This is a genomic window from Nocardia sp. NPDC004278 (assembly GCF_053602975.1).
In genome coordinates this window covers 30,010-54,997 of record NZ_JBSGEQ010000027.1, presented here as the reverse complement: position 1 = coordinate 54,997, position 24,988 = coordinate 30,010, and the positions used below count along the sequence as shown (strand labels likewise).

Sequence of the window (24,988 nt, the reverse complement as noted above, 5' to 3'; positions counted from 1 at the left end):
GATGACCTCGCCGATCCCGGGTCTGATCAGCTGGCCCGTCCTGACAGGTATGACGTTGGTGCTCGCCGGTCGGTGGTGGCTGTTGCGGGACAGCATCATCGACCGGCTCATCAATATCGGGCTCGCCGCCGGTCTCTTCGAACACCTATTGCGGGAGGCATGGTTCGAACAGTCACTGGCTCGGCTGCTGCCCGGCGCCGACAGCGACGTGGTGAACATCGCCCGACAGCTCTCGCTGGGAGCGACCGTATTGACCATCTCGAATATCTACGGCATTGCCAAGTTGTGGGCAGGCGCCGATCCCGCCCACACGTGGCGCAGGCAGTGGCGCTATTACCTTGTCGCGATCACCGCCATCGCCGTCATCCTGATCGCGGGGACGCCCGCCCGCCACGCCGACCAGTTGATCGACCAAACCCTCGGCTGGCCGGCTGTCGTGGTCTGGGTCGCATTTTCCCTGCCGCTCGGCGCTACTGCCCTGCTCGTCGGCCGGGTAAGTGCACGCGAGATGCGCGCCGACACCACCTGGCAGGAACGTGCACTGTACACAGCAGTCTTGGGCACCGCGGTGGGCCTGGGGATCGTAGCGGTCGTATACCCGCTCGAGACCACCATCAATGTCGTGACGGGCCAGCCGTCATTCGATCCCGAGATGCACTGGAAAGCATGGAGCGGCTTCCTGCTCTCGGCCGTCGGCGCTCCTGCCGTGATCACGGTGCCGCTGATCAGCACCCTGCTCACCCACATCGGATGGGACCGCACCGGCCGATACTGCCGCCGCCTCCGGCCAATGTGGGCCGATCTCACCGCAGCCGTACCCGAAATCGCCCTGGAGATGCGGCGCGTCCACAACGACCGAACAGACCCGGCCATCCGTCTGCATCGCATGACGGTCGAGATCCGCGACAGCCTGCTACATCTCAAGCGCTACAGCGACAGCCCGGACGATCTGGCCGCCGGTGACCCACATATCTATACCCGCCGCATCGCCGAGGCCATAGCAATCAAAGCTGCCGGGCACCCTCCGAGCGCGAGCCGGTTCACGCCCCGGCACCAAGTCCAACCGGGGACACGGGACCTCACCTCGGAGTTGCGCCAGCTACTCGCACTTGCCAAGGCATGGCCACACGTCCGCGGCCTGACAAAGTCGCCATAACGTCGCGCCGTCGACCTCGAACCACCTGAGGTAATGCGGTGGCCGGGTCCAGCGCCTCGACACCCATCGCGAATCGCTACGTGCGCGCCTGGTTGGAATGTCGAGGCGCGCAACCGCTACGTCGAAGCGGAACTCGACCGAATTCCGCAGCGGAACAACCTCTGCGGACCAACCGCCTCAGCCGCCTCTGCCTCCTTGTCGGTCGTGGATCAGTGTCCGGCTAGATCGACAGTCCCGGCGGGGGTGGGTAGTCGTCGACGGTCATGGAGTTGTAGACACTGGCGGTTTTGCTGGTGAGGCGGAGGAAGGTGCGGGCGGCTCCCGCGGGGAGGACGGAGAGCAGGCGGGTGGCGTGAACCAGGCCGCGCACCCCGAGGCGGGAGGTGGGGATAAGGGTTTTCGCCGCGCTCGTCGCCACCTGGCGACTGCCTCGCACATGCGGTGCCATCGCGCGCTCGTAGGCGGGGAAGGCGCGCTCGGGGTCGCCGCCCGCCCGGGCCAGCTCGCCGGCCAGGACATAGGCGCCCACGACGGCGAGCGTGGTGCTACCGCCGACGGCGGGGCCGGGACAGTAGCCCGCGTCGCCGACGAGCGTGACCCTGCCCCGTGACCAGGTGTCCATGTGCAGCTGGGTGATGGAATCGAAGTAGAAGGCCGGGGTGTGGTCGAGCGCGTCCAGCCAGCCCGCCACCTCGGCGTCCACACCGTGGAAAGCGTTGCGCAGCAGATCTTTCTGCCGCGATACATCGTGGTGGTGGAAGTCGAGTTCGCGCTCGGTCCGGAACAGGAACAATGCCCGCGCATCGTCGAGATGGCGTGCGCGGTACATCCCAGCGGTGCGCCCTACGCCCACATGGATGCGGAGTTCACCGTCGACGCCCGCGGTGCCGGGCAGCGACACCACCGCGAGATAGGCCCCGGTGGAAGCACCGAATCGAGCCTCGTCCCCGAAGACGAGGCGGCGCACGTTGGAGTGCAGCCCGTCCGCACCGACGATCAGGTCGAAGCGGCGCGGCGCGGCATTCTCGAACAGCACCTCACCGTCGGGAGAGATCGCGGTGATCGAGTCGCCGAACAGGTACTCGACGTCGTCGCACGCGGCCTCGTAGTAGATCTCGCTCAGATCGTCCCGCATGATCTCGGCGTGCCGATCGGAGGTGGCACCGAAGAGCTTGGCCAGGTCTACCCTGGCAGGCCGCCGCTCCCCTTCCGGGCAGAGCGTCAACCGGCTCGTACCGGTGACCCGCGCCTCGATGCGATCGAGCACGCCCATCTTCTCCGAGATGTCCATCGCGGGCCGGAACAGGTCGACCGCGTGGCCGCCGGTCTTGCGCGGAGCCGGCGCGCGCTCGACAACCGTGACCGAAAAGCCGTGTCTGATAAGCCAGTACGCCAGCACCGGACCGGCGACGCTGGCGCCGGAGATGAGAATCCGCATGAGTTGGCCTTATGTTTGTCGGTGGCCGGGGTTCGATGTCCTGAATTCCCCGGGCGGTGGATTGATTATCGTGTGGTTGCCTTCGTCGAGTGTCGAAAAGGTGCCCGGCGAACAAGTCCGGGTCGGCCCGATCGACCGGTACCGCACCGGCCCGATGCCGGATCGGGTGGCCGGGATCGAAAGTGTCACAACGCATCCGGCCGATGACGGAGTCTGGACACCCTCGATTCCAGCACCTCGGTAGCCGTGGGTCGAAACCGCCGGACGGCAGACGCCGGGCATGACCGGCCCATTGACCCTGGTGCGAGGACAGTCACACGCGGGGTTGTTCAGTAATGCTCGACGAAGTCGCCGATGAGGGTGCCGGTGGCGCCGGGATCCTCGATCATGGGGGTGTGGCCGCAATCGAGGGCCTCGATTCGGACGTTCGGGACTCGGCGGTAGTGCTCGAAGGACGCCGCCGGCCAGCGCTTATCCCGGGAGCCATAGATCACCATGGTCGGCAGGCCGAGGTCCACGAGCTGGTCCGGTTCGGGCAGGTCCCGCAGGTACGCATCCGACGCATTCGAGGTCGCGGTGAGGCTACGGTATGTCATACCTCGGACGTCGGCGACGATCCGCTCGGGAACTGGTACGTCGCGGGTGAAAGCACTGCTCAGGAAGTACCGAATGGCGGCGTCCGGAAGCAGCGGCCACAGCGGCTGCCCTATCGCCGGGTTGAACAGCAGATCGCCGGCCGGGCCGTTATCGGTGAACGCGTCCAGCCGTGAACCGGTATCGATCAGCGCGAGCGCCGTCACCAGATCATGGCGCTGTTCCGCCAACGAGGTCGCCACATAGCCGCCGGTGGAATGTCCGACGACGATCGCGTGGCGCACGCCGAGTCGGTCGAGCACCTCGCCGACCCGGCTCGCCTGCTCGGCCATTCCGTAACCAGTATCCGGTTTGGCCGATTCGCCATGTCCGAGCAGATCGATCCGCACCACGAATCGGTTCTGCAGAGCGGGCATCACCGGATCCCACCATGCGGTCGATCCGGCCAGCCCGTGCAACAGCACCACCGCATCCGCGCTGGGCACCCCGCTCGAGATGACATGGATATCTCCAGCGGGAAGGTGCACCATCTGCTCCTGGGAAACGCCCGGCGCGGCGCTCACGACACCTGCCGCGTTGCCCGCGAACAGGGCGGCCGACACCGCAGCGATCATCAGCCCGCGTCGTCGCCGACCCGGCGTTACGGCGGCGGTGGTGTCATTCATGGGGTCCTCCTTCGGTCGATCCGTGACACCACCACCCTGCTGGGCGACAACGACATACGTCTTGAAGAAATGTCAGCGACAGAGATCGGCATCGACTGCCGATGCCGGACGGCTCATATACTCGCGGTGTGGTTTGGGAGATCACACGACCATCGCGGACACCCGTGCTGCACGGCGTGGACATGGCCGGATTCCGTATTGACGGTGACGGCCCAGTTCAACTGCGCGCCATTCCCCATCCGGCCGTCACGGTAGCTGTCAACATCGGTGACCATGGCTTCGACGTCCGCGACTCGACAGGCCGGACCCACTCGGGCAGCCTGGCCCTCGGTCTGACCAGCAGCGCAGCCCCGGTGCGCGTCCAAACCGTCGAGTGCGTACAGGTCCGCCTGTCACCGGTGGTCGCATCAGCCATCCTCGGATTCCCGCTCGCCGAATTGACCGGGAACATCGTCGCACTCGACGAGCTGTGGGGTCGCGACGCGACGCGCCTGAGTGAGCGCCTGCACGAAACGTGCAGCTGGCGTGAACGATTCGCACTGATCGAGACGACGCTGTCGGCACGGTTGCGCGACGACCGCCGGGCCGACCCGGAGGTCGCGTGGGCATGGCGCCAACTCATCGTCAGCCGAGGCCGATTCCGCGTCGACCGCTTGGCCGCGGAGGTCGGATGGAGCCGCCAACGGCTGTGGTCACGCTTCGGCAAACAGATCGGCCTCACACCCAAGCGCGCCGCCATGCTGGTGCGATTCGACCATGCCGTGCACCGATTGGTCCGGGGACACTCACCCGCGCGGGTGGCGGCCGACAGCGGTTACGCCGACCAGCCCCATCTCCACCGCGACGTACGCGGATTCACCGGTGCCCCCGTCACCTCCGCAGCCAGCGAACCATGGCTCGCAGTCGACGACAAGGCCTGGCCATCGAGCACTGCGGGCTGAACGGCGTTCGACGAACGAATATCGCCTATACGTTGAAGCGGAATTCGACTACGTCGCCATCGGCCATGACGTAGTCCTTGCCTTCCATGCGGACCTTGCCTGCGGCCTTGGCGGCGGACATGGAGCCGGCGGCCATCAGGTCGTCGTACGCCACTACTTCGGCCTTGATGAAGCCGCGTTCGAAGTCGGTGTGGATTACCCCTGCGGCTTTGGGGGCGGTGTCGCCCTGGTGGATTGTCCAGGCGCGGGCCTCTTTTGGACCGGCGGTGAGGTAGGTCTGCAGGCCGAGGGTGTGGAAGCCGGTGCGGGCCAGGGCGTGCAGGCCGGGTTCGGATTGGCCGATGGATTCGAGGAGTTCGAGGGCGGATTCGTCGTCGAGTTCCAGGAGTTCGGCTTCGACCTTGGCGTCGAGGAAGACCGCATCCGCCGGTGCAACTGCGGCTTTCAGTTCGGCGACCTTCGCTTCGTCGGTGAGCACCGATTCGTCGGCATTGAAGACGTAGAGGAACGGCTTGGTGGTGAGCAGCGAAAGTTCCTTCAGCAGTTCGCCGTCCAGCTGGGCGCGCGCGGAGAAGAGGGTCTTGCCGCTGTCGAGGACTTCCTGGGCGGCCTTGGCCGCATCGAGCAGCGGCTTGCGGTCCTTTTTGACCTTGGCTTCCTTTTCCAGGCGCGGGATGGCCTTCTCCAGGGTCTGCATATCGGCGATGATCAGCTCGGTCTCGATCACCTCGATATCGGCGAGCGGGTCGACCCGGCCGTCGACGTGCACCACGTCATCGTCGGCGAAGACCCGAACCACCTGGCAGATGGCGTCGGCTTCGCGGATATTGGCGAGGAATTTATTGCCGAGTCCGGCACCCTCGGAGGCGCCCTTGACGATGCCCGCAATATCGACGAACGACACCACCGCGGGCAGGATGCGCTGGGAGCCGAAGATCTCGGCCAGCTTGTCCAGGCGCGGGTCGGGCAGCGGCACCACCCCGACGTTCGGCTCGATGGTTGCGAACGGGTAGTTCGCCGCCAGCACGTCGTTCTTGGTCAGCGCATTGAACAGCGTCGACTTTCCGACGTTGGGCAGGCCGACGATTCCGAGGGTGAGACTCACGAGGAACAGAGTCTACGCGGCGCACCAGCTCGTCCTGTCCGCAGGCCATCGGCTGCCAGACCGCCGCGTCGGCACGGATAACCCGCTGGCCGTGCGCGCGGCCTCAGCCCCGGCGAGCGCGCGCGGCATCGGCGTCAGGAAATCAGGATGACCTTGCCGAGGTTCGAACGGGACTCGATGACGGCGTGTGCCTCGGCGGCTTCTTCCAACGGGAACTCCGCGTGGACGGCGGGGCGGAGTTGGCCGGAGGCGAAGTATTGCCAGAGTTCTTGGCGCCAGTGTTCGTATAGGTCCGGGGAGTTGCGGGCGATGCGGGCCATTTGGAAGCCGATGACCGATTTGGCGCCGACGAGCAGGTCGTAGGCCTGGATGGTGCCGCCGCCGGAGCTGTAGGCGACGAGGCGGCCGCCGGGGGCCAGGGCCGCGATGGCCGGGGTCAGGAGGTCGCCGCCGACCGCGTCGAGGCCGTAATCGACTGGATCGCCCCAGGATTCGTGATCGTAGGCGACCACTTCGTCGGCGCCCAGGTCGCGCAGGAAGTCGGCCTTGGCGATATCGGAGACCGCGGCGACCACCCGAGCGGCGCCGCGCACGCGCGCCAACTGCAGGGCCAGGTGGCCGACACCGCTGGCGGCGGCGGTGATCAGGGCCGATTCACCGGGCTTCGGGTTCGCGGCATCGAGTGCGCCGAGCGCGACCAAGCCGCTGCGGACCAGTGCGACGGCATCGACGGCCGAAGCGCCGTCCGGGATCGGCGAGGCCATCGCGGCGGAAAGCAGTGCGTAGTCGGCGTAGCCGTGGCCGAAGACCATCCCGGTCACCCGGTAGCCGGGCATGCAGCTGGTCACGCCATCCCCGACCGCGACAACCTCACCGGCGATCTCGCCGCCGAGCGCGATCGGCTCGCGCGGTTCGCGCACCTTGCGGACCACCGGCAGGGTCACACCAACCGCATCGACCCGGACCAGCAGTTCACCCGGGCCGGGCGTCGGCACCTCGGCCGATACGACCTCGAGTACTTCCGGACCCCCGCTGCGCTGGTATTGCACCCGCCGCATCACACCTCCAAAAATCCTTAGGAGCGGTAAAGGTAGCCCGACGCCATGACAACTCCCAGCCGTTACCCATCCGAGTGCGATATCTCACCGCAAGCTCCACTCGCATGAGAGGCGCTGGCGACTGCCCGCTACGACGCGCCAGAGCCGCTACTTTTCCGCGTGGCCTCCGCCGTCGACAGCCGACGACCCGAGCCCGCGAACAAGCGTTAGCGCCAGGCTGTGGGCGACTTCGGATGAGGCAGCCGACGCGTCCGGCCCCTCCTCGTAGAACCGCAGGAATGCCTGATGGAAGCAGGTGCCGTCGAGGAGCGCGGCGGCTGTGTCGACGTCGGCGGCGGCGTCGATGCGTCCGAGTTCCTGTTCGGCCCGCAGGTAGGCCGCGATGCCCGCGATGGCGTGACCCGGCCCCGCGCCGTGCCGCCGCATCGAATCACGGTGCGCCGCCATACGTTTGGGCTGCGCCAGCAAGCCGCCGAGGAGGGGTAGGGACTGCTGGTAGAAGGTGAGCGCGGCGCGGGCGAAGGCGGCGAGATTGGCTTCGACCGTGCCGGTGCCCGGCTCGGGTCGAATGGCCGCGGGACCGGGCATGCGGTACTGAAGGACGTTCAGGATGAGGTCCTCCTTATCGCTGAAGTGCTTGTAGAGCGCGGCTTCGGAGTAGCCAGCGGCCTTGGCGATCTCCTTGGTCGTCGCCTCGACGACGCCGCGATTGCGCATGATCTCCGCGGCGGCGTCGAGGATCTGGTCGCGCGTGCCCACGCAGCCTCCCGGGTTGACAGGTTAGTAAATACTCACCCATCATAGGTTAGTAAATACTCACCAACCAGAAGGACTGGAAATGCAACTCACGATCTTCGGAGCGACCGGCCGCACCGGTGGACATCTTGTTCGCAAGGCGCTCGCGGCAGGACATGAGGTCACCGCGGTTGTTCGAGGTCAGCACGCGCTCGCGGATCATCCACGACTGCGGGTGATCACGGCCGATGTCATGAATCCCAATGACATCGCCACGACGATCCGAGATGCCGACACGGTGCTCGACACCATCGGATCGCGGGAAAAGGGACCGACATCCGTGGCCACCGACTCCGCACTCGCCATTACCGAGGCCATGGCATCGGTGGGTGTGCGGCGGCTGATCCTGATCAGCAATAGCGCGAGAATCGCTGGAACGGGCGATGATTGGTTCACCCGCTTCGTGGTCAAACCGCTCATTCTGCGTCCGCTGCTGCGGCACAGCCTCGACGATATGGCCGGAGCCGAACAGGCGACGCGCGACAGCGCGGTGGATTGGACCATTGTCCGAGCACCGCAGCTCACCGACCGTCCGGCGCAGGGTTCCTACCGAACGGCGATCGAGCGCAATGTGACCTTCGGCATCCGGATCAGCCGCGAAGACCTCGCCGCCTGCCTGCTCGACCTGGCGGCCGATCCGGGATCGATCCACCAGCACATCAACGTCGCCAACTGACTCGCCTTGCGATAGCGGCCGGGCGGCGTAGCGTTCCGGATGTGGAGCCGACCACCGAAGTGGTGACGGCACGTCCGGCACCGGCGCTCGCGGCGTTCATCGATGGGTACGTCGGGTATCGACTGTGCGGGTTCGCGCCCGGACTGCATCGGGGGCTGCCGTCGCGGCATATGACATTCATCGTGTCCATCGGGCCGAGCATCGACGTTGTCGCACAGACCGATTCGCGGCAATCGCCAGCGGACTACCGGTGTGTGCTGAGCGGGTTGCAGGCCAGTTCGGCGGTCATCGCGCACAACGGGTACCAGGAGGGGATCGGGATCGAGCTGACGCCGCTCGGGAGCCGGGCTCTGTTCGGGATGCCCGCAAGTGCGCTGTGGAACACCTCGGTGGAGTGTGCCGAGGTGACGGGGCCGGTCGGGCGTCAGCTGTGGGAGCAACTGCAGGAGCTGAGCACCTGGCCGGATCGCTTCGCCGCCTGCGACCGGATCCTGACCGCACTGGCCTGCCACGACCGCTTGGTGACCCCCGAATTGACCTGGGCCTGGCAGACTTTGGTCGACACCGATGGTGCGGCGCAGATCGGTGCGCTCGCCGCGGAAATCGGCTGGAGCCGCCAGCATCTGACCCGCCGCTTCGGCGCGGAATTCGGCCTCAGCCCGAAGCTCGCCGCCCGGATCGCCCGATTCGAACGAGCCCGGCGAATGATCGGACACACGCCGTCCTACGTCACGATCGCCCAGGTTGCCGCGACCTGCGGATACTACGACCAGGCCCACCTGAATCGCGATTTCGCCGAACTGGCCGGCTGTAGCCCTACCATATGGCTGGCGGAGGAGATTCCATCCGTCCAAGACCCGGCGGGGTCCGGCGGGTGAGGCTGGATCCATGACGACACCAACGCATTCCGCCGCGACCCGCACCGCCGTCTGGCCGTGCCTCAATTTCACCGACGCACGCGCGGCAGTTGCCTTTCTGACCAGCACATTCGGCTTCGAAGAGACTGCGCTCTACGCCAGGGAGGACGATCCGTCGTTCATCGAGCACGGTCAGCTGCGCTGGCCGCTCGGCGGCGGCATCATGTTCAGTTCCATCGGCAAGGGCGATAACCCGTTCTGTGCGCGGGGGCCGGGAACCGACTCGATCTATCTCGTCTGCGAGGACCCTGACGCCCTGCACGACCACGCCGTCGCCGCGGGTGCAGAGGTAGTGCGCGGACTGCGCGATGAGGACTACGGTTCGCGCGGCTTCACCGTTCGCGATCCAGAGGGCAATCTCTGGAGCTTCGGCACCTACTGGGGCGAGTAGGCGCGCCTCGGCGTTCGGTCGCGGAGGGGCGATGGGCCGCGGCCGACGTGACCGTCAACGACCGCCGAGACCGGACGCCGCGATACCGCGCACGAACGCACGTTGCGCGATCGCATAGACCACCACCAACGGCAGCAGAATCACCACGGCCGCAGCCATGAGAATCGGCCATTGCGTGTGGTACTGACCCTGTAGCCGAACCAAACCCAAAGTGGCGGTGGCAATGTCGTTGCGCTGGATCATGACCAGCGGCCACAGGAAGTCGTTCCAGACGGTGATCCAGGTGAGCACACCGAGCACCATGAGCGCGGGACGGGTGTGCGGCAATAACACCCGCCAGAACACCTGCCAGGTGGTGCAGCCGTCGACGATCGCCGCCTCCTCGAGCTCGGCGGGCAGCGTCCGGAAGAACTGGCGCATCAGATAGGTGCCGAATGCGCTACCGAACAGCCCGGGCACGATCATCGCCCAGGGCGTGTCCACCCAGCCGAATGCGCGCATGAGCAGGAATTGCGGGATCACGGTCACGGTCAGCGGCACCATCAGCGTGCCGAGATAGGCCAGGAACAGCACGTCTCGTCCGCGAAATCGCAAGCGCGCGAATGCATATCCGGCCAGCGAACAGAAGAACACCTGCCCCGCCGTGACGCACAGTGCGTAGCAAGCGGTATTGGCCAGCATCCGCCCCAGCGGCAGTAGTTCGAAAACCTTCCCGTAGTTGGACCACTGCGGACGCGCGGGAATCAGTGTCGGCTCGGTGATCTCGCCATCACGCTTCAACGAACCCGACAGCGCCCACAGGATCGGCCCCAGCGCGCACCAGGCAATGCCGATCAGGGCCACGTAGATGAGAACCCCACGCACCGTTCGGCGCGCAATGGCCCGCTGCACCCGTCCATGAGCTGGCCGCGCACTGCCCGCAGCGGGCGTATTGCCGATGCGCCGCACCGGAAGCGATCGCCGCACCATCTCCGACGTACTCATAACTCCACCTCCGCCCGCCGCGCGAACCGCAACTGCAACAGCGTCAGCACCAGCAGAATCGCGAAGATCACCCACGCCAGCGCCGCCGCATACCCGACCTCGTAGAACCCGAAGGCGTTCTGGAACAGCATGATTCCGAGCAAATATGTCCCCGTCTCCGGCCCGCCGTTGCCCCCGGTCAGCGCATAGGCCTGATCAAAGGCCTGCACCGAATTGATAATTGTGATGACGAAGACGAACGACAGCGGCCCGCGAATCAGGGGCAGCGTGACCGACCAGAACCGCCGCACCGCCCCCGCCCCATCGATGCGCGCCGCCTCGTACAGTGTCTCGGGTACCCCCTGCATCGCCGCCAGCAGGATGACCGTCGCGAAAGGCACGCTCTTCCATACGGTCACGATGCTCAGCGATACCAGCGCCCAATCCGGATCGGTCAGCCATGGCAGCGGATCGATGCCGACCCAGCCGAGCATGATGTTGAGCAGCCCGTCATCGGTGGTGAAGATGAAGCGCCACACCACCGCCATCGCGACGGTCGAGGCGACCAATGGCAGGAACACAATGGTCCGAAATATCCCGATACCGGCCAACTTCCGATTGAGTACCGCCGCGACCCCCAGCCCGATCACCACCGTCGGCACCAATGTCAGCACGGTGAACACCGCGGTATTGCGCAATGCGATGAGGAACAACGGATCCGATGCGAACAACCGCCGATAGTTCGCCACCCCAACGAACCGCGGCGCACTGAACAGATCCCACGACTGCATACTCAGATACAGCGAAACCGCGAGCGGAAACAGCAAGAACACCACCACCGCGGCCACATTCGGCGCCACGAACGCCCATCCCGCCCGCTCCCGCCGCCGCGCCAGCCGCCCCCGCTCCCGCCGCACGCCGCGGCGCGGCCTTCGTGCGGTCTGTCGCAGCCATATACCGATCGATTCGCGCAGTTGTGTTGGGGTCACGGGGATTCCAGGAGGGTGTCGATATCGGCGGTCAGGGCGGCGCTGATGGAGTCGGCGGTGGCGGCGCCGCGTAGCACGCGGTTGCCGCCGCGCTCCAGCAATGCGGAAACCTTGCCCCAGACGGGAGTAACCGGTAGCGCACGCGAATTCTCCGGCCCCTCCGTGAAAACCTGGAGGTTGCGTATCTCGCGATGAGCGGCTGCGAATCCGGGTGAACCCATCGCCGATTTCAGCACGGGCACGAATAGTCCGGAGGACGCGATAATGGCCTGCCCCACCGGGCCGGTCGCGAATTTGACGAATTCCCAGGCCTGTTCGATGCGCGGACTGTCCGCGGCGATGGACAGCCCGGTGCTGCCGACATCGGTAATCGAACCCGGGCCCCCGTGCGGACCGACCGGCAGCACCGTGACATCGATGGGCAGATCATCGTGTCCGGCGAATTCGGAATACAGCCAGTGTCCGCCCATCGCCATGGCCGCCCGGCCGCGCCGGAACAGATCCGGCGCCGAAACCGACTGCTGGTCAGCGACTTTCGGCGCCACCCGATGGCGCACCGCCAGATCGGCATAGAACTGGAACCCCTCGGCAAACCGGGGATCACCGAGATCGGTCCTGGTCGGGTTCACTGACGGCGTGAACCACTCGGCCCCGTTGTTCATCCCGAAGCAGGCGGCCGAGAAGTACGGCACCCACGCATCGGCAAAGCCCCACTGCCGGGTCCGGCCGGACGGCTCGCGGTGCGTGAGCGCCTGTGTGGCATCCAGGAATTCATCGAACGACCAGGCCTCGCGCCACCGAGTCGGTGCACTGAGCCCGGCCCGGGCGAACAGCTCCCGGTTGTAGTAGAGGAATACCCCGGACCACTGCTCCGGCAGTGCGTATTGCCCACCGGCGTAGGTGAACGTGTCGTACAGCGTCGGGTAGCTGTCGGCGCGCAGTGCCGCGGCATATTCGGGCTCCCGATCGAGCAGGGTGCGCAGATCCAGCAGCACCCCGCGCTCGGCGAGTCCGGCGTAGAGCAGCTCCCACGCCATCATGACGTCCGGACATTTGCCGCCCGCGCAGTAGGTGAGCATCTGCTGCAGTGGGTCGGGCCCGGACATGATGGTGCGAATCCGGATGTCCGGGTGCCGCTTCTGGAATTCGTCGATGATCCGCAGCCGGACCCGCGCCTCCTCCGGCCTGGCCTGGAAGAAGAAGGTCAGCGCGTTGTCATCGGATGCACAGCCGGTGGCGGCGAGCAGCGGCGCGGCCAGCACCGAGCCGAGCAGCGTGCGCCTGCGCAAAACGGCCCTCCTCCAGGCGGATGTGGAGCTTGGCGGAATCGCATGGCAGCATACGTTCGGCAACACCGAGGTGACGGCCGACACACGAACAAAACTTAACGTTGTCCAAAGCCGAAGGAAAACGGCCGCGTTCGACGTCACCAATCGGATACGTTGTCACGAGTTCGAGCAGCATCCTGCGCGTTTTACAGGAGAGAAGACGGATGGCGACAATCGAATATTTGCGGACGGATCCCGATCTGCCGCCCGTCGGGGTGGTCGATCGATCGCCGATCACGCCAAGGAAGAAGGCGATCTTCGGGGCCATCGCGGTCGTCGGCGCGATCGCCTGGGCCGTCCTCGCCATCTCGCGCGGTGAGAACGTCAACGCGGTATGGATCGTGGTCGCGGCGGTCTGCACGTATGTGACCGCCTACCAGTTCTACGCCAGGCTGATCGAATACAAGATCGTCAAGCCGCGCGACGATGTGGCCACTCCCGCCGAGGCCATGGAGAACGGCACGGACTACATGCCGATGGACCGGCGGGTGCTCTTCGGGCATCACTTCGCCGCCATCGCCGGTGCCGGTCCGCTGGTCGGACCGGTTCTGGCCGCCCAGATGGGTTATCTGCCAGGCACGATCTGGATCATCGTCGGCGTGGTCCTGGCCGGTGCGGTGCAGGACTATCTCGTGCTCTGGGCCTCGTCCAAACGTCGCGGTCGCAGCCTCGGGCAGATGGCCCGCGATGAACTCGGCCCGATCGGCGGCGTCGCCGCGATCATTGCCGTACTGGTGATCATGATGATCCTGCTCGCGGTGCTCGGCATCGTTGTCGTGCAGGCGCTGGCCGCGGTAAAGGGGCCCGACGGTGCGCTGCACGGCGGCAGCCCATGGGGTGTGTTCTCCATCGGCATGACCATTCCGATCGCGCTGTTCATGGGCCTGTATCTGCGGTTCCTGCGGCCGGGCCGGGTCGGCGAGGTTTCGCTGGTCGGCTTCGTGCTGCTGCTGTTCGTGATCATCTCCGGACGCTGGGTATCCGAATCCGGTTGGGGTCGTGATCTGTTCACCCTGTCCGGCACCACCATCGCCTGGCTGCTGATCATCTACGGTTTCATCGCCTCGGTGCTGCCGGTCTGGATGCTGCTGGCACCGCGCGACTACCTGTCGACCTTCATGAAGATCGGCACCATCGGGCTGCTCGCCCTCGGCATCATATTCACCATGCCGGTGCTGAAGGCGCCAGCGGTGTCGCAGTTCGCGCACAATAGCAACGGTCCGTCCTTCGCGGGCAGTCTGTTCCCGTTCCTGTTCATCACCATCGCGTGCGGCGCGCTGTCGGGATTCCACTCCCTCGTCTCCTCCGGCACCACACCCAAACTGCTGGAGAAGCAGTCGCATGCGCGGATGATCGGCTACGGCGGCATGCTGATGGAGTCGTTCGTCGCGATCATGGCGATCATTACCGCGAGCATTATCGACCAGCACCTGTACTTCGCCATGAACGCGGGCGCCGGGCTCACCGGCGGCACCGCCGAGAAGGCCGCCGCCTACACCAATTCCCTTGGTCTGAGCGGTGATCCGATAACGGCGGGTGAACTCACCCAGACCGCCAAGGATGTCGGCGAGACCAGCATCATCTCGCGCACCGGCGGCGCGCCGACGCTGGCGATCGGCATGTCCCAGGTGATGTCGCAATTCCTCGGTGGCTCCGGGTTGAAGGCGTTCTGGTACCACTTCGCGATCATGTTCGAGGCGCTGTTCATCCTCACCACCATCGATGCGGGTACCCGCGTCGCGCGCTTCATGCTCTCGGATTCGCTCGGCAACCTCGGCGGTCCGGCGAAGAAGTTCAAGGATCCGTCGTGGCGGCCCGGCGCCTGGCTGTGCTCGGCCATTGTGGTCGCGGCCTGGGGTTCGGTCCTGCTGATGGGTGTGACCGATCCGCTGGGCGGCATCTACACGCTGTACCCGCTGTTCGGCATCTCCAACCAGCTGCTCGCCGCCATCGCGCTCACCGTTGTGCTGACCATTCTGATCAAGAAGGGCCTGGTGAAGTGGGCGTGGATTCCGGCGCTGCCGCTGATCTGGGATCTGACGGTGACGATGACCGCATCCTGGCAGAAGATCTTCTCCGCCGATCCGAAGCTCGGATACTGGAAGCAGCACAGTAACTACAGTGCCGCCCGCGATGCCGGAAAGCTGTTGGCGCCCGCCAAGAATGTCGACGATATGGACAAGATCGTGCGCAACACGTTCATCCAGGGCAGCTTGTCGGTCATCTTCGCGGTGCTGGTGTTGATCGTCGCGGTGGTCGGTGCCGTGGTGTGCTTGCGCGCCTGGCGCGCGGGCGGCGGACCGAGCACCGAATCACCGGACGAACCGTCGAAGATCTTCGCACCGCGCGGCTTCATCGCCACTGCGGAAGAGAAGGCGGTGCAGAAGGAATGGGATGCCCTGATCGAATCGGGGCAGGTCCGCGCGCCGGGCGCCGCACACGCCAAGAGCGCCGCGGCGGAACCGGCGGGGCCAGCGGCACATTGACCGCAGCAGCGCAGCCCAGTGACGGCCGGTCGCCTCGAGCGGCCGTCATTCGGCGTCTGCGGAGCGCCGGAAGTGCCGGTGCGATAAGGATTCGCGCGGTCGGATCGTGGTTCAACGCGGTCCTCGGCGGACAGGATTACCAGCGCTATGTGAGCCATCTGCAGCGCAACCATCCCGGATGTGAGATCCCGTCCGAACGCGACTACTGGCGTCGACGCCATGCCGACACCGATAACAATCCGCAGAATCGCTGCTGCTGACCCGAACCCGTGCCGGCGCGGGACTATTCGATGGTCAACCGAGTCTTGCCACCTTCGTGATCCAATAGCCAGCGTTTGACCGGTAGCCCCCAGCGGAAACCGCCGAGCGCGCCGCCGATGCGCAGGACCCGATGGCACGGCACGAACAGCGCCGCGGCATTGCGGGCGCAGGCATTCGCGGCGGCACGGGTGGCATCGGGACGGCCGGAGATCGCGGCGTATTCGGTGTAGGTGACCGGATCGCCCGCGGGGATCTTGCGCAGCACTTCCCATGCGTGCATGAGGAATTCGCCGGATCGCTGGCGCACCGCGATCGCATCGATCGCGGTCAGCTCGCCGCGGTGGTATGCGGCGATCGCCCGAGTTACCGCGCCGAGTTCGTCGCGTCGGCGCAGCTGGTCCGGACGCAGGCTCGGATGGACCAGCTGCCGCAGGTTCTCGGCATCGGCGGTCCAGCCGGAGGCCAGTACGGCGCCCTCGGCGTCGACCAATGCGGTGAACGGGCCGATCGGCGTGTCCATGGTCGCGAAATCGGTTGGCGCATTCACAATTCGGCCCTCGATTTCGCTGCGGCGACCGACTTCGTCGCGGATGACTTCGGCGGACTGGTTTTGCGACCGGCGAGCGCGGCCTTCCACAGCTGCATGGACAGATACGAGCGCCACGGCGCCCAGCGCGCGGTATCGGACAGGTCGACACCGAGCAGGGTGGCACCCTGGCGGACAACGAGATCGGTGTCGAGCAGGACATCCGGATCGGCCAGCAGCCGCATGGTCACGTAGTCGGCGGTCCACGGTCCGACGCCGTCCAGGGCCAGCAGTTCGCGGCGCAAGTCGGTGGCGGTGCGGCCCTGGTGCAGCACCAGGTCACCGGAGGCGAGGGTCGAGGCGACGCCGACAATCGAGCGGATCCGGCGCGCCGGACCGGTCAGCACATCGGCCCCGCGTTCGGCGATCGCGGCCGGAGTGGGGAACAGCCGTGCTACCGGTCCGTCGATCGGCTCGCCGAGCGCCTCGACCAGCCGGGCGGTATGGGTCGCGGCCGCGGCTACCGAGATCTGCTGTCCGATCATGGTGCGCAATAACAACTCCGGGCCATCGAGGCAGCCGGGCACCCGGATACCCGGAGTGAACTGCGGACGAGCGGTGGCGCGGCGGGCGGTGGTCGCGCCGACATTGAAGGGATGGTCGGCCGGTGCCGCACCGGCATCCGGGAGATCCCGCGCCGATGTCACGACGACATCGGTATCGGCTGGCACCACACCGAGCGCCTCATCGATGCCGACCGGGTCGGCGTCCAGATCCAGCAGGTGCCGCAGTCGCGCGACGGTCGGCGCGAGATCGCGCATATCGTGCAGGGACAGTTCGGCGCGGACATGATCGCGCTGGAAACTCAGTCGCGCTATCGCATGCCCGTGCGGGGTGCGCAGGCTGCGGGTGTAGGCGCGGTCCTCCCACAGCTCCATGCCCGGTGACACGTGTGCGGAGAGAAACCACTCCAGCCAGCCCCGGTCCAGTGGTTCCCGAAATGGCAGGCGCAGCGCCAGCGAACCGTTGGCGGCGGCCACGGCGGGATTTCCCGAGCGGGTCAACCGCTGTGCCTCGGTGCGCATGGTGGTGGGGCTGACCGCGAATACCTCGCGGACGGTGTCGTTGAACTGGCGAATGCTGGCGAATCCCGCCGCGAAGGCGATATCGGACATCGGCATATTCGTGGTCTGGATGAGCAGCCGCGCGGTGTGCGCGCGATGCGCCCTGGCCAACGCCAGCGGACCGGCGCCGAGTTCGGTGGTGAGCACCCTGGTCAACTGGCGCTGTGAATAGCCGAGGGTGGCGGCCAAGGCGGGCACGCCGCCGCGCTCGATGACGCCGTCGCCGATGAGCCGCATAGCCCGCGCGGCCAGATCGGCGCGGGTGTTCCACAGCGGCGATCCGGGTGCGGCATCGGGCAGACAGCGGCGGCAGGCCCGGTATCCGGCCTGCTGCGCGGCCGCGGCCGTCGGCAGGAACGTCACATTCGTCGGCTTCGGCGTGATCGCCGGACATGAAGGGCGGCAATAGATTCCGGTAGTCCGCACGGCGGTGAAGAACTGGCCGTCGAATCGGGAATCCCGGGTCGACACCGCCCGATAGCAGCGCTCGAAATCCAAAGCCGTGATCGTCACCCAATCCACAATGTCAGTAACCCGCACCGAGCGCTAGCGGAAATCTGCCATAAACCCCCATGGTATGCGCGTTCGGCGCCGCCGGGTAGCGACGCGGTCGGCTCAGGCGACGGTGGTGCGCAGTTGCGAGCCTGCCCGGCCACGGATGACATGCAGGCGGCTCGGGATGCGCTGGCGCATTTCATCGACATGGCTGACCAGGCCGACCACCCGCCCGCCCGCGCGGAGTTCGTCGAGGACGCCCATGACCGCGTCGAGGGTATCGGCGTCCAGACCACCGAAGCCCTCGTCGATGAAGATGGTGTCGAGGACCACGCCGCCGGATTCGGCCGCGACGGTATCGGCGAGGCCGAGGGCCAATGACAGTGCAGCCATGAAGGTTTCGCCGCCGGAGAGGGTTTTGGCGGGGCGGATGGCGCCGGTGTAGTCGTCGCGGATATCGAGGCCGAGGCCGCCGCGTCGGCCGCGTGGACCCGCCTTGTCGGAGTGTACGAATTCATAGCGCCCGCCCGACATTCGGCGCAGCCGAACCGAGCCCGCCAGCGCCACCTCCTCCAGCCGGGCGGCGAGCACATAGGAGCGCAGTGACATTCGGCGGTTGTTCTCGCCGCGCCCCGCCACCACCTCCGCGAGCCCGGCCAGTTCCTCGTGGGCGCGCTGAACCGGGGCGATACGGTCCACCGCGGCCCACAGCTGTCCGCCCAAGTCCGCCAGGAGGTTCACCCGGCGAGTTGCCTCGGCATCGGCGGCGACGGCGGTATTCAGCCGGGCCTGTGCGGCAGTCACCGCGGCTGCCAGCTCGTCGAGATCGCCGGGTTCGGTCGAGGCCGCGGCCTGGATCTCCGGTTCGGCCAGGACGGCCTCGGCATGTGCGCGGGCGCGGTCGGCGGCGACCAGTTCCGCCTCGATATCGTGCTGCCGCTGCGGGGTTCGCGATGCGGCGGTGACCACTCGGGCATAGGCGGTCAACCGGGCGACATCGTCCCGCGCTGGTGCGTCCACTTCGCCATTGACCTGCTCGACGATGAAACCCGCGCCCAGCGCGAGACTTTCGACGCGGTCGGCAATGACGGTGACTTGTTCCGCGGCGGCCGAGGCATCATTGCGGGCGTCGCGCAAGGCGGTCGCATCGCCGATCAGCGTATCGAGTCGGCCGCGGCGGCGGTCGATGATTTCATCGGCGCCCGCGGCAGCGCGCAGGCGGTCGGTGAGTTCGCTGAGACGGGCGGTCGCCGCGGCGATGCGAGTCGTGACGGTGCTGCGGCGGGTATCGGATTCGCGCAGTTCATCGTGCAGGCGGGTTTCGTCGGTGCGCAGGCGGGTCAGTTCGGCGGTGAGACTGTCCGAAAGGGCGGCGAGTTCGGCGGCGTCCTGGTAGCGGTCGGTGGCGGCGCGCAGGGCGGCGGCCAGTTCGACGCGGTCGGCATCGCCGCCGCGGGCGATGAGCGCCTCGATTTCGCGTTCCAGACCGGTAATGCGCGCCAGTACCCGGTCGCGGGCGTCCTCGGCCGCGCGTTCGCTGGCGGCGGCCGCGTCCTCGGTCTCCTTCGATACCGCCCGCTGCGTCGGGCGGGCCGGTGCGGGGTGATCGGCGGATCCGCAGACCGTGCAGGGCAGTCCGTCGGTCAATTGACCGGCGAGTTCGGCGGCCATACCGGCCAGCCTGCGCTCGCGCAGTTCGAGCACCCGTTCCTTGGCGTCGAGGTGTGCGGCGCGGGCGGATTCGAATTCGATGCGGGCGTGGTCGAGAGTTGTGTTGCGACTGGCAAGTTCGACGGCCGCCGCCGCTGCCGCTTGCAGCCGTTCGCATTCGGCGGTCAGCGCGGGCAGTGCGGCTGCGGCCTCGGTGGTTTCACGCAGCCTGGCCTCGATGGTGGCGATCGATCGGGGCAGTTGCTGACGCAGCCGGTTCAGTTTGTCCACTCGACCGGTCAGTGCGACGTCCTCGTCGCGCAGCGTTGCTAGTTCCGAGGTGAGCCGGGTCGCGGTCGTCGCGTCGGCGCTCACCTCGTCGAGCGCGCCGATCTGTGCGCTCCACCGTCTAATGGCCGCATCGACATCGGCGGCCACGGCGACGGTCGGCGCACCGTCCGGACCCGGCTCGACCGCGATCAGCTCGATGCCCGCGATATCGGCACCAGCGGGTTCGGCGAGCAGTGCGGCCAATCGTGCCGCAATGCGTTGCGCTTCGTCCGCCTTGCGCCTGGCCTGCATGACCGCGGCTCGCGCCGCATCGATCGCCTCGGCGACCGGTGCGGCGCGACGCGCAAGTTCGAGTTCGGCCTGCAGGTCGGCGCGGTGGTCGGCCGCGTCCGCGTATTCGTCGAGCCGTTCGCGGGCGACGGTCATCCGGCGGCGCAGCTCGTGCAGGCGGCGCTGTTCCTCGGCAAGGGATCTGGTGCGCGCCGATTCCTGTTGGCAGCGTTCGGCTTCCGCGGCCGTCGTGGCGAGGGCGGCACGTGCGGTCGCGAGCAGGTCCTGGGACCAGCCGACCGCCTCCAGCGGTCCGACCGATTCCGCCGCCGTCTCCCCCGCGGCCACCGCGACCTGTGCGATCAACCGATCGATGCCCTGCTTGCGCGATTCGACATCGGCGGCCGAGGCCCGCCGCTTATCGGCCAGCCACTGCTCGGCACTGCCGAATCGCTCGGTGTCGAAGAGCTTTTCGAGCAGCTTCTCCCGATCCTCGTTCTCCGCGCGCAGGAACCGCGCGAAATCCCCCTGCGGCAGCAGCACGACTTGGAAGAACTGGTCCGCGCTCATGCCGAGCAGCCGGATGATCTCGTCCCCGATATCGGACAGACGAGCCAGGTTCGCGCCGCGCCCGTCCAACCATTCCAACGTCGCGGCGGCATTCTCCTTCACCCAGCCGCTCTTGGCCCGCCTACTCGGCCGCTGGAATTCCGGCGAGCGAGTCAGCCGCACGCGGCGGCCACCCAGTGTCGCTTCCAGCACCACGCGCGGCGGCGTGTGCTCATCGGCATGATCGGAATGCAGCCGCTTACTCTCGCCGCGCGCGCCCGGCACACTGCCGTACAGCGCGAACGCGATCGCATCGAGCACCGTCGTCTTGCCCGCACCCGTCTGACCGTGCAGCAGAAACAGCCCATCCGCGCCGAGCGCGTCGAAGTCGACAACCGTGGTGTCGGCAAATGGCCCGAACGCGGTCATCTCCAGCCGGTGCAGCCTCATGCAGCGCCCAGCCTCGACCGACGGCCGCTCATGCGGACAGTTCCCCGGCCAGGGTTTCCACCGCGGCAACGACCCGTTCCGGTTCGGCGACAGCCGCGGCGAGCGCTCGTTCCAGCCAGGCCATTTCGCCTGCGGAGGGTTCGCCGCGGACATCGGCGAGGAAGCTCTGCGCTACTTCGGTATCGCGGCGGCCGTGCACGCGCTCACGGTAGCGCAATTCCGGATTGCCTTCCGGGCGTGACCATTCCACGTGCACAGCATGCGGAAACCGTTCGCGTAGTTTGCGCATGGCATCGACGGGACGGGCATAGTCGGTCAGCGTCGCCGAGACGTAGTGTTGCTCCGCCTCGGAATAGGCGGCGGCAGTGAGCAATTCGTCGAGGGTGCCGGTGAGGCGGCTCAGGCCACGCACGAGCGGAAGATCGCGGCGCTGCACCGAGCCCAGGCCGGTGGCATCCAGATCGACCAGCCATACCGCCTTGCGATGTGCGGTCTCGGCGAACGAATACGGCAGCGGGGAGCCGGAATAGCGCACCGACCCCGACAGCGTCTGCGGCGAATGCAGATGCCCGAGCGCCACATAGTCGATACCGTCGAACGCCGACAGCGGCACCGTCTCCACGCCACCTACCGAGATCGAACGCTCGGAACCGGTCGCCTCGCCACCGACCACAAAAGCATGCGCGAGCACCACCGTGCGAGTGTCCGGCCGTTCGGCGATATCGGCCCGGATCCGGCCCATCGCCGCATCCAGGATCTGCGCATGCGAACGTGCTTGTGGCACACCGAGTTCGGCGCGAGTAATCTCCGGCTCCAGATACGGGATGCCGTAAAAGGCGATCGCACCGTGCGCATCGGATAGCAGCACCGGCCGATCGGCATCGGTGACAGTGGTGCGCAGATGCAGCCCACCCGCCGCCGCGAAACTCGCCCCCGCACCGAGCCGCGTCGGTGAATCGTGATTGCCGGAAGTCGCGATGATCTGTGCCCCGGCCGCGCGAATGGCCTCGAAACCCTGGATACACACCGCGATCGCGTCGGCACTGGGAATGGACCGATCGTATACGTCCCCCGGCAGCACGACCACGTCAACGGATTCCGCGGCCACCAATTCGGCAATGGCGGCGAGCACGGCGGCCTGATCCGCGAGCAGATCGACTCCATGGAATGTGCGCCCGATGTGCCAGTCCGAGGTGTGCAGCATCCGCATGCCGCGAAACCGTAGGCGATGGCACCGACAGACTTCAATTGCCGCACCCGCCGTGTCGTATTCCGGCACTTCCATACGGCGTGTTCGCTGTGTCTGATTTGCCGCGCCTGCGGCGCGGCGTGTTCGCGGCCCCGAATATTCAGCATCGCGTAGCGATTCGATGAGGGGTGGTGGTCGGGCGACGGGTGGGCCTCGCGTCCGAGCCGTCTAGACTCGTGACTTCGTCGCATGCGCTTCGACGACTGGGCTGAGTGCGATGGCCGAGCCTTCGGCTCGGACGCGAGACGGGCCGCGAACGGTCGCTCGTAAGACTCGCTCGGTCGTGGTCAACTGAACAGGAACCCGACCTTGCAACAGAGCGGGCAATCAGTGTTGCTGCGCCAGTCCAACGACCGACCACGCGGTACGAAACCGCGGCTCGCGGCCGTTCTCCGACGCGCTGCTGCCCGATAGCTCGCGGTTTCGAACTTGTCGGTGCCATGCGGCACTATCTGCGCTATGACCGCACCGATGCTCGTCGCACTGATGCTGGTGTTCGCCGCGGGGGCAGGGCTGGGCTGGCTCGGACATGCCGCGCGCGCCGGGCAGCGGGCAACCGCCGCGGAGGCGAGACTCGCCGCGGCCACCGATCACGAGCGGTTGCTACGACAGTCGCTCACCGTGGCGAATGAGGATGCGGCACGCCGACATTCGCACGCCATCGGCGCCATGATCGACCCGCTGCGCGAGGCCGTCGGCGCGCTGAACCAGCACATCCAGCAGGTCGAGCACCATCGCATCAACGCCTATTCGAGTCTGCGCGAACAGGTCGCGGGCATGCAGCGCACCTCACATCAGCTCACCAGTCAGACCGGTCAGCTGGTCGCCGCGCTGCGCGCGCCGCAGGTGCGCGGGCGCTGGGGCGAGATCCAGTTGGAGCGCGTGGTGGAACTGGCGGGGATGACCAGGCACTGCGATTTCGACACCCAGGTGACCAGGGCCGCGCGCAGCGACGGCGGCACCGAGCGACCCGGCATGGTGCGGCCGGACCTTGTGGTCAGGCTGGCGGGCGGCAGGCAGATCGTGGTGGACGCCAAGGTGCCGTTCACCGCCTATCTCGACGCCACCATGGCCGATGATCCGGACGAGCGCGCCGAACTGCTCGGCCGCCATGCCAAACATCTGCGTGCCCATATCGATCAGCTGGCCGATAAGGCATATTGGCTGGCCTTCGATCCAGCACCGGAGTTCGTGGTGCTGTTCGTGCCGGGCGATCCATTCCTCGACGCCGCATTGACGACCGACTCCGCACTACTCGAGCACGCCTTCGGCCGCAATGTGATCCTCGCTACTCCGACGACTCTGATCGCATTGCTGCGCACGGTTGCCTTCGGCTGGCGACAGGAGGCACTGTCCCGCGATATGGCAACCGTTCAGCAATTGGGCCGCGAACTCTACAACCGGCTCGGCATGACCGGTCGACATCTGGACCGGCTCGGTGCGCAACTCGGCAAGGCCGTAGACGCTTTCAACTACACCGTCGCGTCGGTGGAATCGCGGGTAATGGTCACCGCGCGCAAACTCCACGACCTGGAAATAGCCGAACAGGAAGTGCCAGCAATCCAGCGCGTCGATTCGTGGCCGAGGGCGGTCGGCTTCGCCGACGCCGACGATCAGCCCGGGTGACCGCCGTGCCGTAACACCCCCCGACGCGGCGGCAGTTAGTGTTCATAGTGTGGCTGCTTCCCAACGTGTGCGAACCCGGGTGCCCGCGCCGCATCGTTCGATCCTGCCCTCGGTGCCGGGAATCCCGGCCGGGGCAGCGGTCGGGATCGCGGTGGCGTGCACGTTTCTGGGGTTCCTGATCGATGCCCGCGGCGAGAATAACGAGCTGACCGCGACGTTCAACACGTTGTACGTCCTGGGCTGCGTCGCGGCGGTGCTCGCCGTCCGCTACCGCGGCGTCTTCACGACGATGGTGCTGCCGCCGCTACTGCTGTTCATCGCGGTGCCGCTGGCCTATCAGCAGCTGACCGGCCACGCCTCTACCGGACTCAAGGACATCCTGCTGAATCTGGCGATCCCATTGGTGAACCGGTTCCCGGTAATGGCGCTGGCCACTGTGCTGGTGCTGGCGATCGGTGCGGGCCGGATCCTGCTACACCGGCGCGGCGAGGCCACCGAGCGCGCCGACGAGCCCCGCAGGGGCACCAGTTGGGGCCGCAGCAATGCGCCGAAGCGTGCGCGGTCCGAACGCACCGAGGGCGGCTCACTGGCCGATGCCGCGCGCCGCCGGACCCGCCGCCCGCAGGTCGATCCGGCCGATCTCGATACCGATCTGCATCTGCCGCGGCCGAATCGGCGCGCGAATTCGGAGGTGGCGGATACGCCGCCGCGCGTCGGCGGCACCCCGAAGAGCGGCCGGGGTGAGGAACGCCCGGCCCGCGAGCGCCGACCGGATACCACCCGCGCCGCCCGACCGGCAGCGCCCCGGGGCGAAGGCGATTCGAACCGAGCCGCCCGACCGGCAGCGGCATCCACTCGGGCAGAGGGAGATTCGAACCGGGCCGGCACGGCACGACGGCGCGGCGAGGCACCGCCGCCGCATCCGCAGCCCAATGTCCGCTACCGCGAACGCGATTCGAGCCGGACCGAGCGACGGCGGCCGGAAAACCTCTAGC

Annotated in this window: 21 protein-coding genes; 9 read left to right on the top strand and 12 right to left on the bottom strand. The window is 67.0% G+C overall.

Translation table 11 applies throughout. From position 1 onward, the window contains the following. Position 1: 1 nt before the first annotated feature. The gene (locus ACWEO2_RS32215) at positions 2-1,156 is read left to right on the top strand and encodes an MAB_1171c family putative transporter (protein ID WP_452408784.1); all 1,155 of its coding nucleotides are present in this window, start codon (positions 2-4) and stop codon (positions 1,154-1,156) included. Between the two features lie 220 nt (positions 1,157-1,376). On the opposite strand, the gene ACWEO2_RS32210 is transcribed toward ACWEO2_RS32215, so the two are convergent. Both ACWEO2_RS32210 and ACWEO2_RS32205 read right to left on the bottom strand, forming a co-directional pair. Next, entirely contained in the window at positions 1,377-2,594 is a 1,218-nt protein-coding gene (locus ACWEO2_RS32210; RefSeq protein WP_452408783.1) for an FAD-dependent monooxygenase, read from the bottom strand. Positions 2,595-2,923: 329 nt separating this feature from the next. Next, positions 2,924-3,853, bottom strand: coding sequence for an alpha/beta fold hydrolase (locus tag ACWEO2_RS32205; protein WP_452408782.1), 930 nt, complete (start codon positions 3,851-3,853; stop codon positions 2,924-2,926). Positions 3,854-3,981: 128 nt separating this feature from the next. On the opposite strand from ACWEO2_RS32205, the gene ACWEO2_RS32200 reads away from it, so the two are divergent. Further along, positions 3,982-4,794, top strand: a complete 813-nt coding sequence (locus tag ACWEO2_RS32200; RefSeq protein WP_452408781.1) for a helix-turn-helix domain-containing protein — start codon at positions 3,982-3,984, stop codon at positions 4,792-4,794. Positions 4,795-4,819: 25 nt separating this feature from the next. Here ACWEO2_RS32200 and ychF read toward each other — a convergent pair whose 3' ends face one another. From ychF to ACWEO2_RS32185, 3 genes are all read right to left on the bottom strand, one after another. Further along, the gene (gene ychF, locus ACWEO2_RS32195; RefSeq protein ID WP_452408780.1) at positions 4,820-5,899 is read right to left on the bottom strand and encodes a redox-regulated ATPase YchF; all 1,080 of its coding nucleotides are present in this window, start codon (positions 5,897-5,899) and stop codon (positions 4,820-4,822) included. 134 nt (positions 5,900-6,033) lie between these two features. After that, on the bottom strand, positions 6,034-6,957 hold the full coding sequence (locus ACWEO2_RS32190; RefSeq protein ID WP_452408779.1) for a quinone oxidoreductase family protein: 924 nt from the start codon (positions 6,955-6,957) through the stop codon (positions 6,034-6,036). A 147-nt stretch (positions 6,958-7,104) separates the two neighbouring features. Then, on the bottom strand, positions 7,105-7,716 hold the full coding sequence (locus ACWEO2_RS32185) for a TetR/AcrR family transcriptional regulator (RefSeq protein WP_452408778.1): 612 nt from the start codon (positions 7,714-7,716) through the stop codon (positions 7,105-7,107). 79 nt (positions 7,717-7,795) lie between these two features. Between ACWEO2_RS32185 and ACWEO2_RS32180 the strand changes: the two genes are divergently transcribed. The 3 genes from ACWEO2_RS32180 to ACWEO2_RS32170 are packed head-to-tail and all read left to right on the top strand — an operon-like array spanning position 7,796 to position 9,736. Then, positions 7,796-8,428 (top strand): NAD(P)-dependent oxidoreductase, encoded by a 633-nt coding sequence (locus ACWEO2_RS32180; RefSeq protein ID WP_452408777.1) that lies wholly within the window; start codon positions 7,796-7,798, stop codon positions 8,426-8,428. Between the two features lie 41 nt (positions 8,429-8,469). Continuing rightward, complete coding sequence (locus ACWEO2_RS32175) at positions 8,470-9,306, top strand: helix-turn-helix domain-containing protein (protein ID WP_452408776.1); 837 nt, start codon at positions 8,470-8,472, stop codon at positions 9,304-9,306. 10 nt (positions 9,307-9,316) lie between these two features. After that, positions 9,317-9,736 (top strand): VOC family protein, encoded by a 420-nt coding sequence (locus tag ACWEO2_RS32170; RefSeq protein WP_452408775.1) that lies wholly within the window; start codon positions 9,317-9,319, stop codon positions 9,734-9,736. Between the two features lie 54 nt (positions 9,737-9,790). Here ACWEO2_RS32170 and ACWEO2_RS32165 read toward each other — a convergent pair whose 3' ends face one another. The 3 genes from ACWEO2_RS32165 to ACWEO2_RS32155 all read right to left on the bottom strand — a co-directional run bounded on the left by ACWEO2_RS32165 (position 9,791) and on the right by ACWEO2_RS32155 (position 12,977). Next, positions 9,791-10,720, bottom strand: coding sequence for a carbohydrate ABC transporter permease (locus ACWEO2_RS32165; RefSeq protein WP_452408774.1), 930 nt, complete (start codon positions 10,718-10,720; stop codon positions 9,791-9,793). Continuing rightward, positions 10,717-11,595: a carbohydrate ABC transporter permease gene (locus ACWEO2_RS32160; protein WP_452408841.1), complete on the bottom strand. Its 879-nt coding sequence runs from the start codon at positions 11,593-11,595 to the stop codon at positions 10,717-10,719. The genes ACWEO2_RS32165 and ACWEO2_RS32160 overlap by 4 nt, the downstream gene beginning before the upstream one ends. An 89-nt stretch (positions 11,596-11,684) precedes the next feature. Then, positions 11,685-12,977: an ABC transporter substrate-binding protein gene (locus tag ACWEO2_RS32155; protein ID WP_452408773.1), complete on the bottom strand. Its 1,293-nt coding sequence runs from the start codon at positions 12,975-12,977 to the stop codon at positions 11,685-11,687. A gap of 203 nt (positions 12,978-13,180) precedes the next feature. Between ACWEO2_RS32155 and ACWEO2_RS32150 the strand changes: the two genes are divergently transcribed. Together ACWEO2_RS32150 and ACWEO2_RS32145 are read left to right on the top strand one after the other, a co-directional pair. Next, on the top strand, positions 13,181-15,502 hold the full coding sequence (locus tag ACWEO2_RS32150) for a carbon starvation CstA family protein (RefSeq protein WP_452408772.1): 2,322 nt from the start codon (positions 13,181-13,183) through the stop codon (positions 15,500-15,502). Continuing rightward, the gene (locus ACWEO2_RS32145; protein ID WP_452408771.1) at positions 15,406-15,762 is read left to right on the top strand and encodes a YbdD/YjiX family protein; all 357 of its coding nucleotides are present in this window, start codon (positions 15,406-15,408) and stop codon (positions 15,760-15,762) included. Before ACWEO2_RS32150 ends, ACWEO2_RS32145 begins: the two co-directional genes overlap by 97 nt. Positions 15,763-15,785: 23 nt before the next feature. On the opposite strand, the gene ACWEO2_RS32140 is transcribed toward ACWEO2_RS32145, so the two are convergent. The 4 genes from ACWEO2_RS32140 to ACWEO2_RS32125 all read right to left on the bottom strand — a co-directional run bounded on the left by ACWEO2_RS32140 (position 15,786) and on the right by ACWEO2_RS32125 (position 22,328). After that, positions 15,786-16,283 (bottom strand): methylated-DNA--[protein]-cysteine S-methyltransferase, encoded by a 498-nt coding sequence (locus ACWEO2_RS32140; RefSeq protein ID WP_452408840.1) that lies wholly within the window; start codon positions 16,281-16,283, stop codon positions 15,786-15,788. Positions 16,284-16,306: 23 nt separating this feature from the next. Next, positions 16,307-17,935: a DNA-3-methyladenine glycosylase 2 family protein gene (locus ACWEO2_RS32135; RefSeq protein WP_452408839.1), complete on the bottom strand. Its 1,629-nt coding sequence runs from the start codon at positions 17,933-17,935 to the stop codon at positions 16,307-16,309. 93 nt (positions 17,936-18,028) lie between these two features. Further along, a complete protein-coding gene (locus ACWEO2_RS32130) occupies positions 18,029-21,118 on the bottom strand; it encodes an AAA family ATPase (RefSeq protein WP_452408770.1) in 3,090 nt (1,029 codons plus the stop codon). Between the two features lie 28 nt (positions 21,119-21,146). Then, complete coding sequence (locus tag ACWEO2_RS32125) at positions 21,147-22,328, bottom strand: exonuclease SbcCD subunit D (protein WP_452408769.1); 1,182 nt, start codon at positions 22,326-22,328, stop codon at positions 21,147-21,149. A gap of 498 nt (positions 22,329-22,826) precedes the next feature. Between ACWEO2_RS32125 and ACWEO2_RS32120 the strand changes: the two genes are divergently transcribed. Next, positions 22,827-23,993 carry a DNA recombination protein RmuC gene (locus tag ACWEO2_RS32120; protein ID WP_452408768.1) on the top strand — a complete coding sequence of 389 codons (1,167 nt, stop codon included), beginning with the start codon at positions 22,827-22,829 and terminating at the stop codon, positions 23,991-23,993. A 49-nt stretch (positions 23,994-24,042) separates the two neighbouring features. After that, complete coding sequence (locus ACWEO2_RS32115; protein WP_452408767.1) at positions 24,043-24,987, top strand: DUF6542 domain-containing protein; 945 nt, start codon at positions 24,043-24,045, stop codon at positions 24,985-24,987. The last annotated feature ends 1 nt before the right edge of the window (position 24,988 follow it).

Bases quoted from the DNA above. Each gene is read 5' to 3' on its own strand.
- ACWEO2_RS32120 (WP_452408768.1), top strand. From the start codon at position 22,827: ATGACCGCACCGATGCTCGTCGCACTGATGCTGGTGTTCGCCGCGGGG.
- ACWEO2_RS32140 (WP_452408840.1), bottom strand. From the start codon at position 16,283: ATGGACACGCCGATCGGCCCGTTCACCGCATTGGTCGACGCCGAGGGC.
- ACWEO2_RS32205 (WP_452408782.1), bottom strand. From the start codon at position 3,853: ATGAATGACACCACCGCCGCCGTAACGCCGGGTCGGCGACGACGCGGG.
- ACWEO2_RS32145 (WP_452408771.1), top strand. From the start codon at position 15,406: ATGGGATGCCCTGATCGAATCGGGGCAGGTCCGCGCGCCGGGCGCCGC.
- ACWEO2_RS32190 (WP_452408779.1), bottom strand. From the start codon at position 6,957: ATGCGGCGGGTGCAATACCAGCGCAGCGGGGGTCCGGAAGTACTCGAG.
- ACWEO2_RS32180 (WP_452408777.1), top strand. From the start codon at position 7,796: ATGCAACTCACGATCTTCGGAGCGACCGGCCGCACCGGTGGACATCTT.
- ACWEO2_RS32165 (WP_452408774.1), bottom strand. From the start codon at position 10,720: ATGAGTACGTCGGAGATGGTGCGGCGATCGCTTCCGGTGCGGCGCATC.
- ACWEO2_RS32170 (WP_452408775.1), top strand. From the start codon at position 9,317: ATGACGACACCAACGCATTCCGCCGCGACCCGCACCGCCGTCTGGCCG.
- ACWEO2_RS32125 (WP_452408769.1), bottom strand. From the start codon at position 22,328: ATGCGGATGCTGCACACCTCGGACTGGCACATCGGGCGCACATTCCAT.
- ACWEO2_RS32150 (WP_452408772.1), top strand. From the start codon at position 13,181: ATGGCGACAATCGAATATTTGCGGACGGATCCCGATCTGCCGCCCGTC.
- ACWEO2_RS32215 (WP_452408784.1), top strand. From the start codon at position 2: ATGACCTCGCCGATCCCGGGTCTGATCAGCTGGCCCGTCCTGACAGGT.
- ACWEO2_RS32130 (WP_452408770.1), bottom strand. From the start codon at position 21,118: ATGAGGCTGCACCGGCTGGAGATGACCGCGTTCGGGCCATTTGCCGAC.
- ACWEO2_RS32210 (WP_452408783.1), bottom strand. From the start codon at position 2,594: ATGCGGATTCTCATCTCCGGCGCCAGCGTCGCCGGTCCGGTGCTGGCG.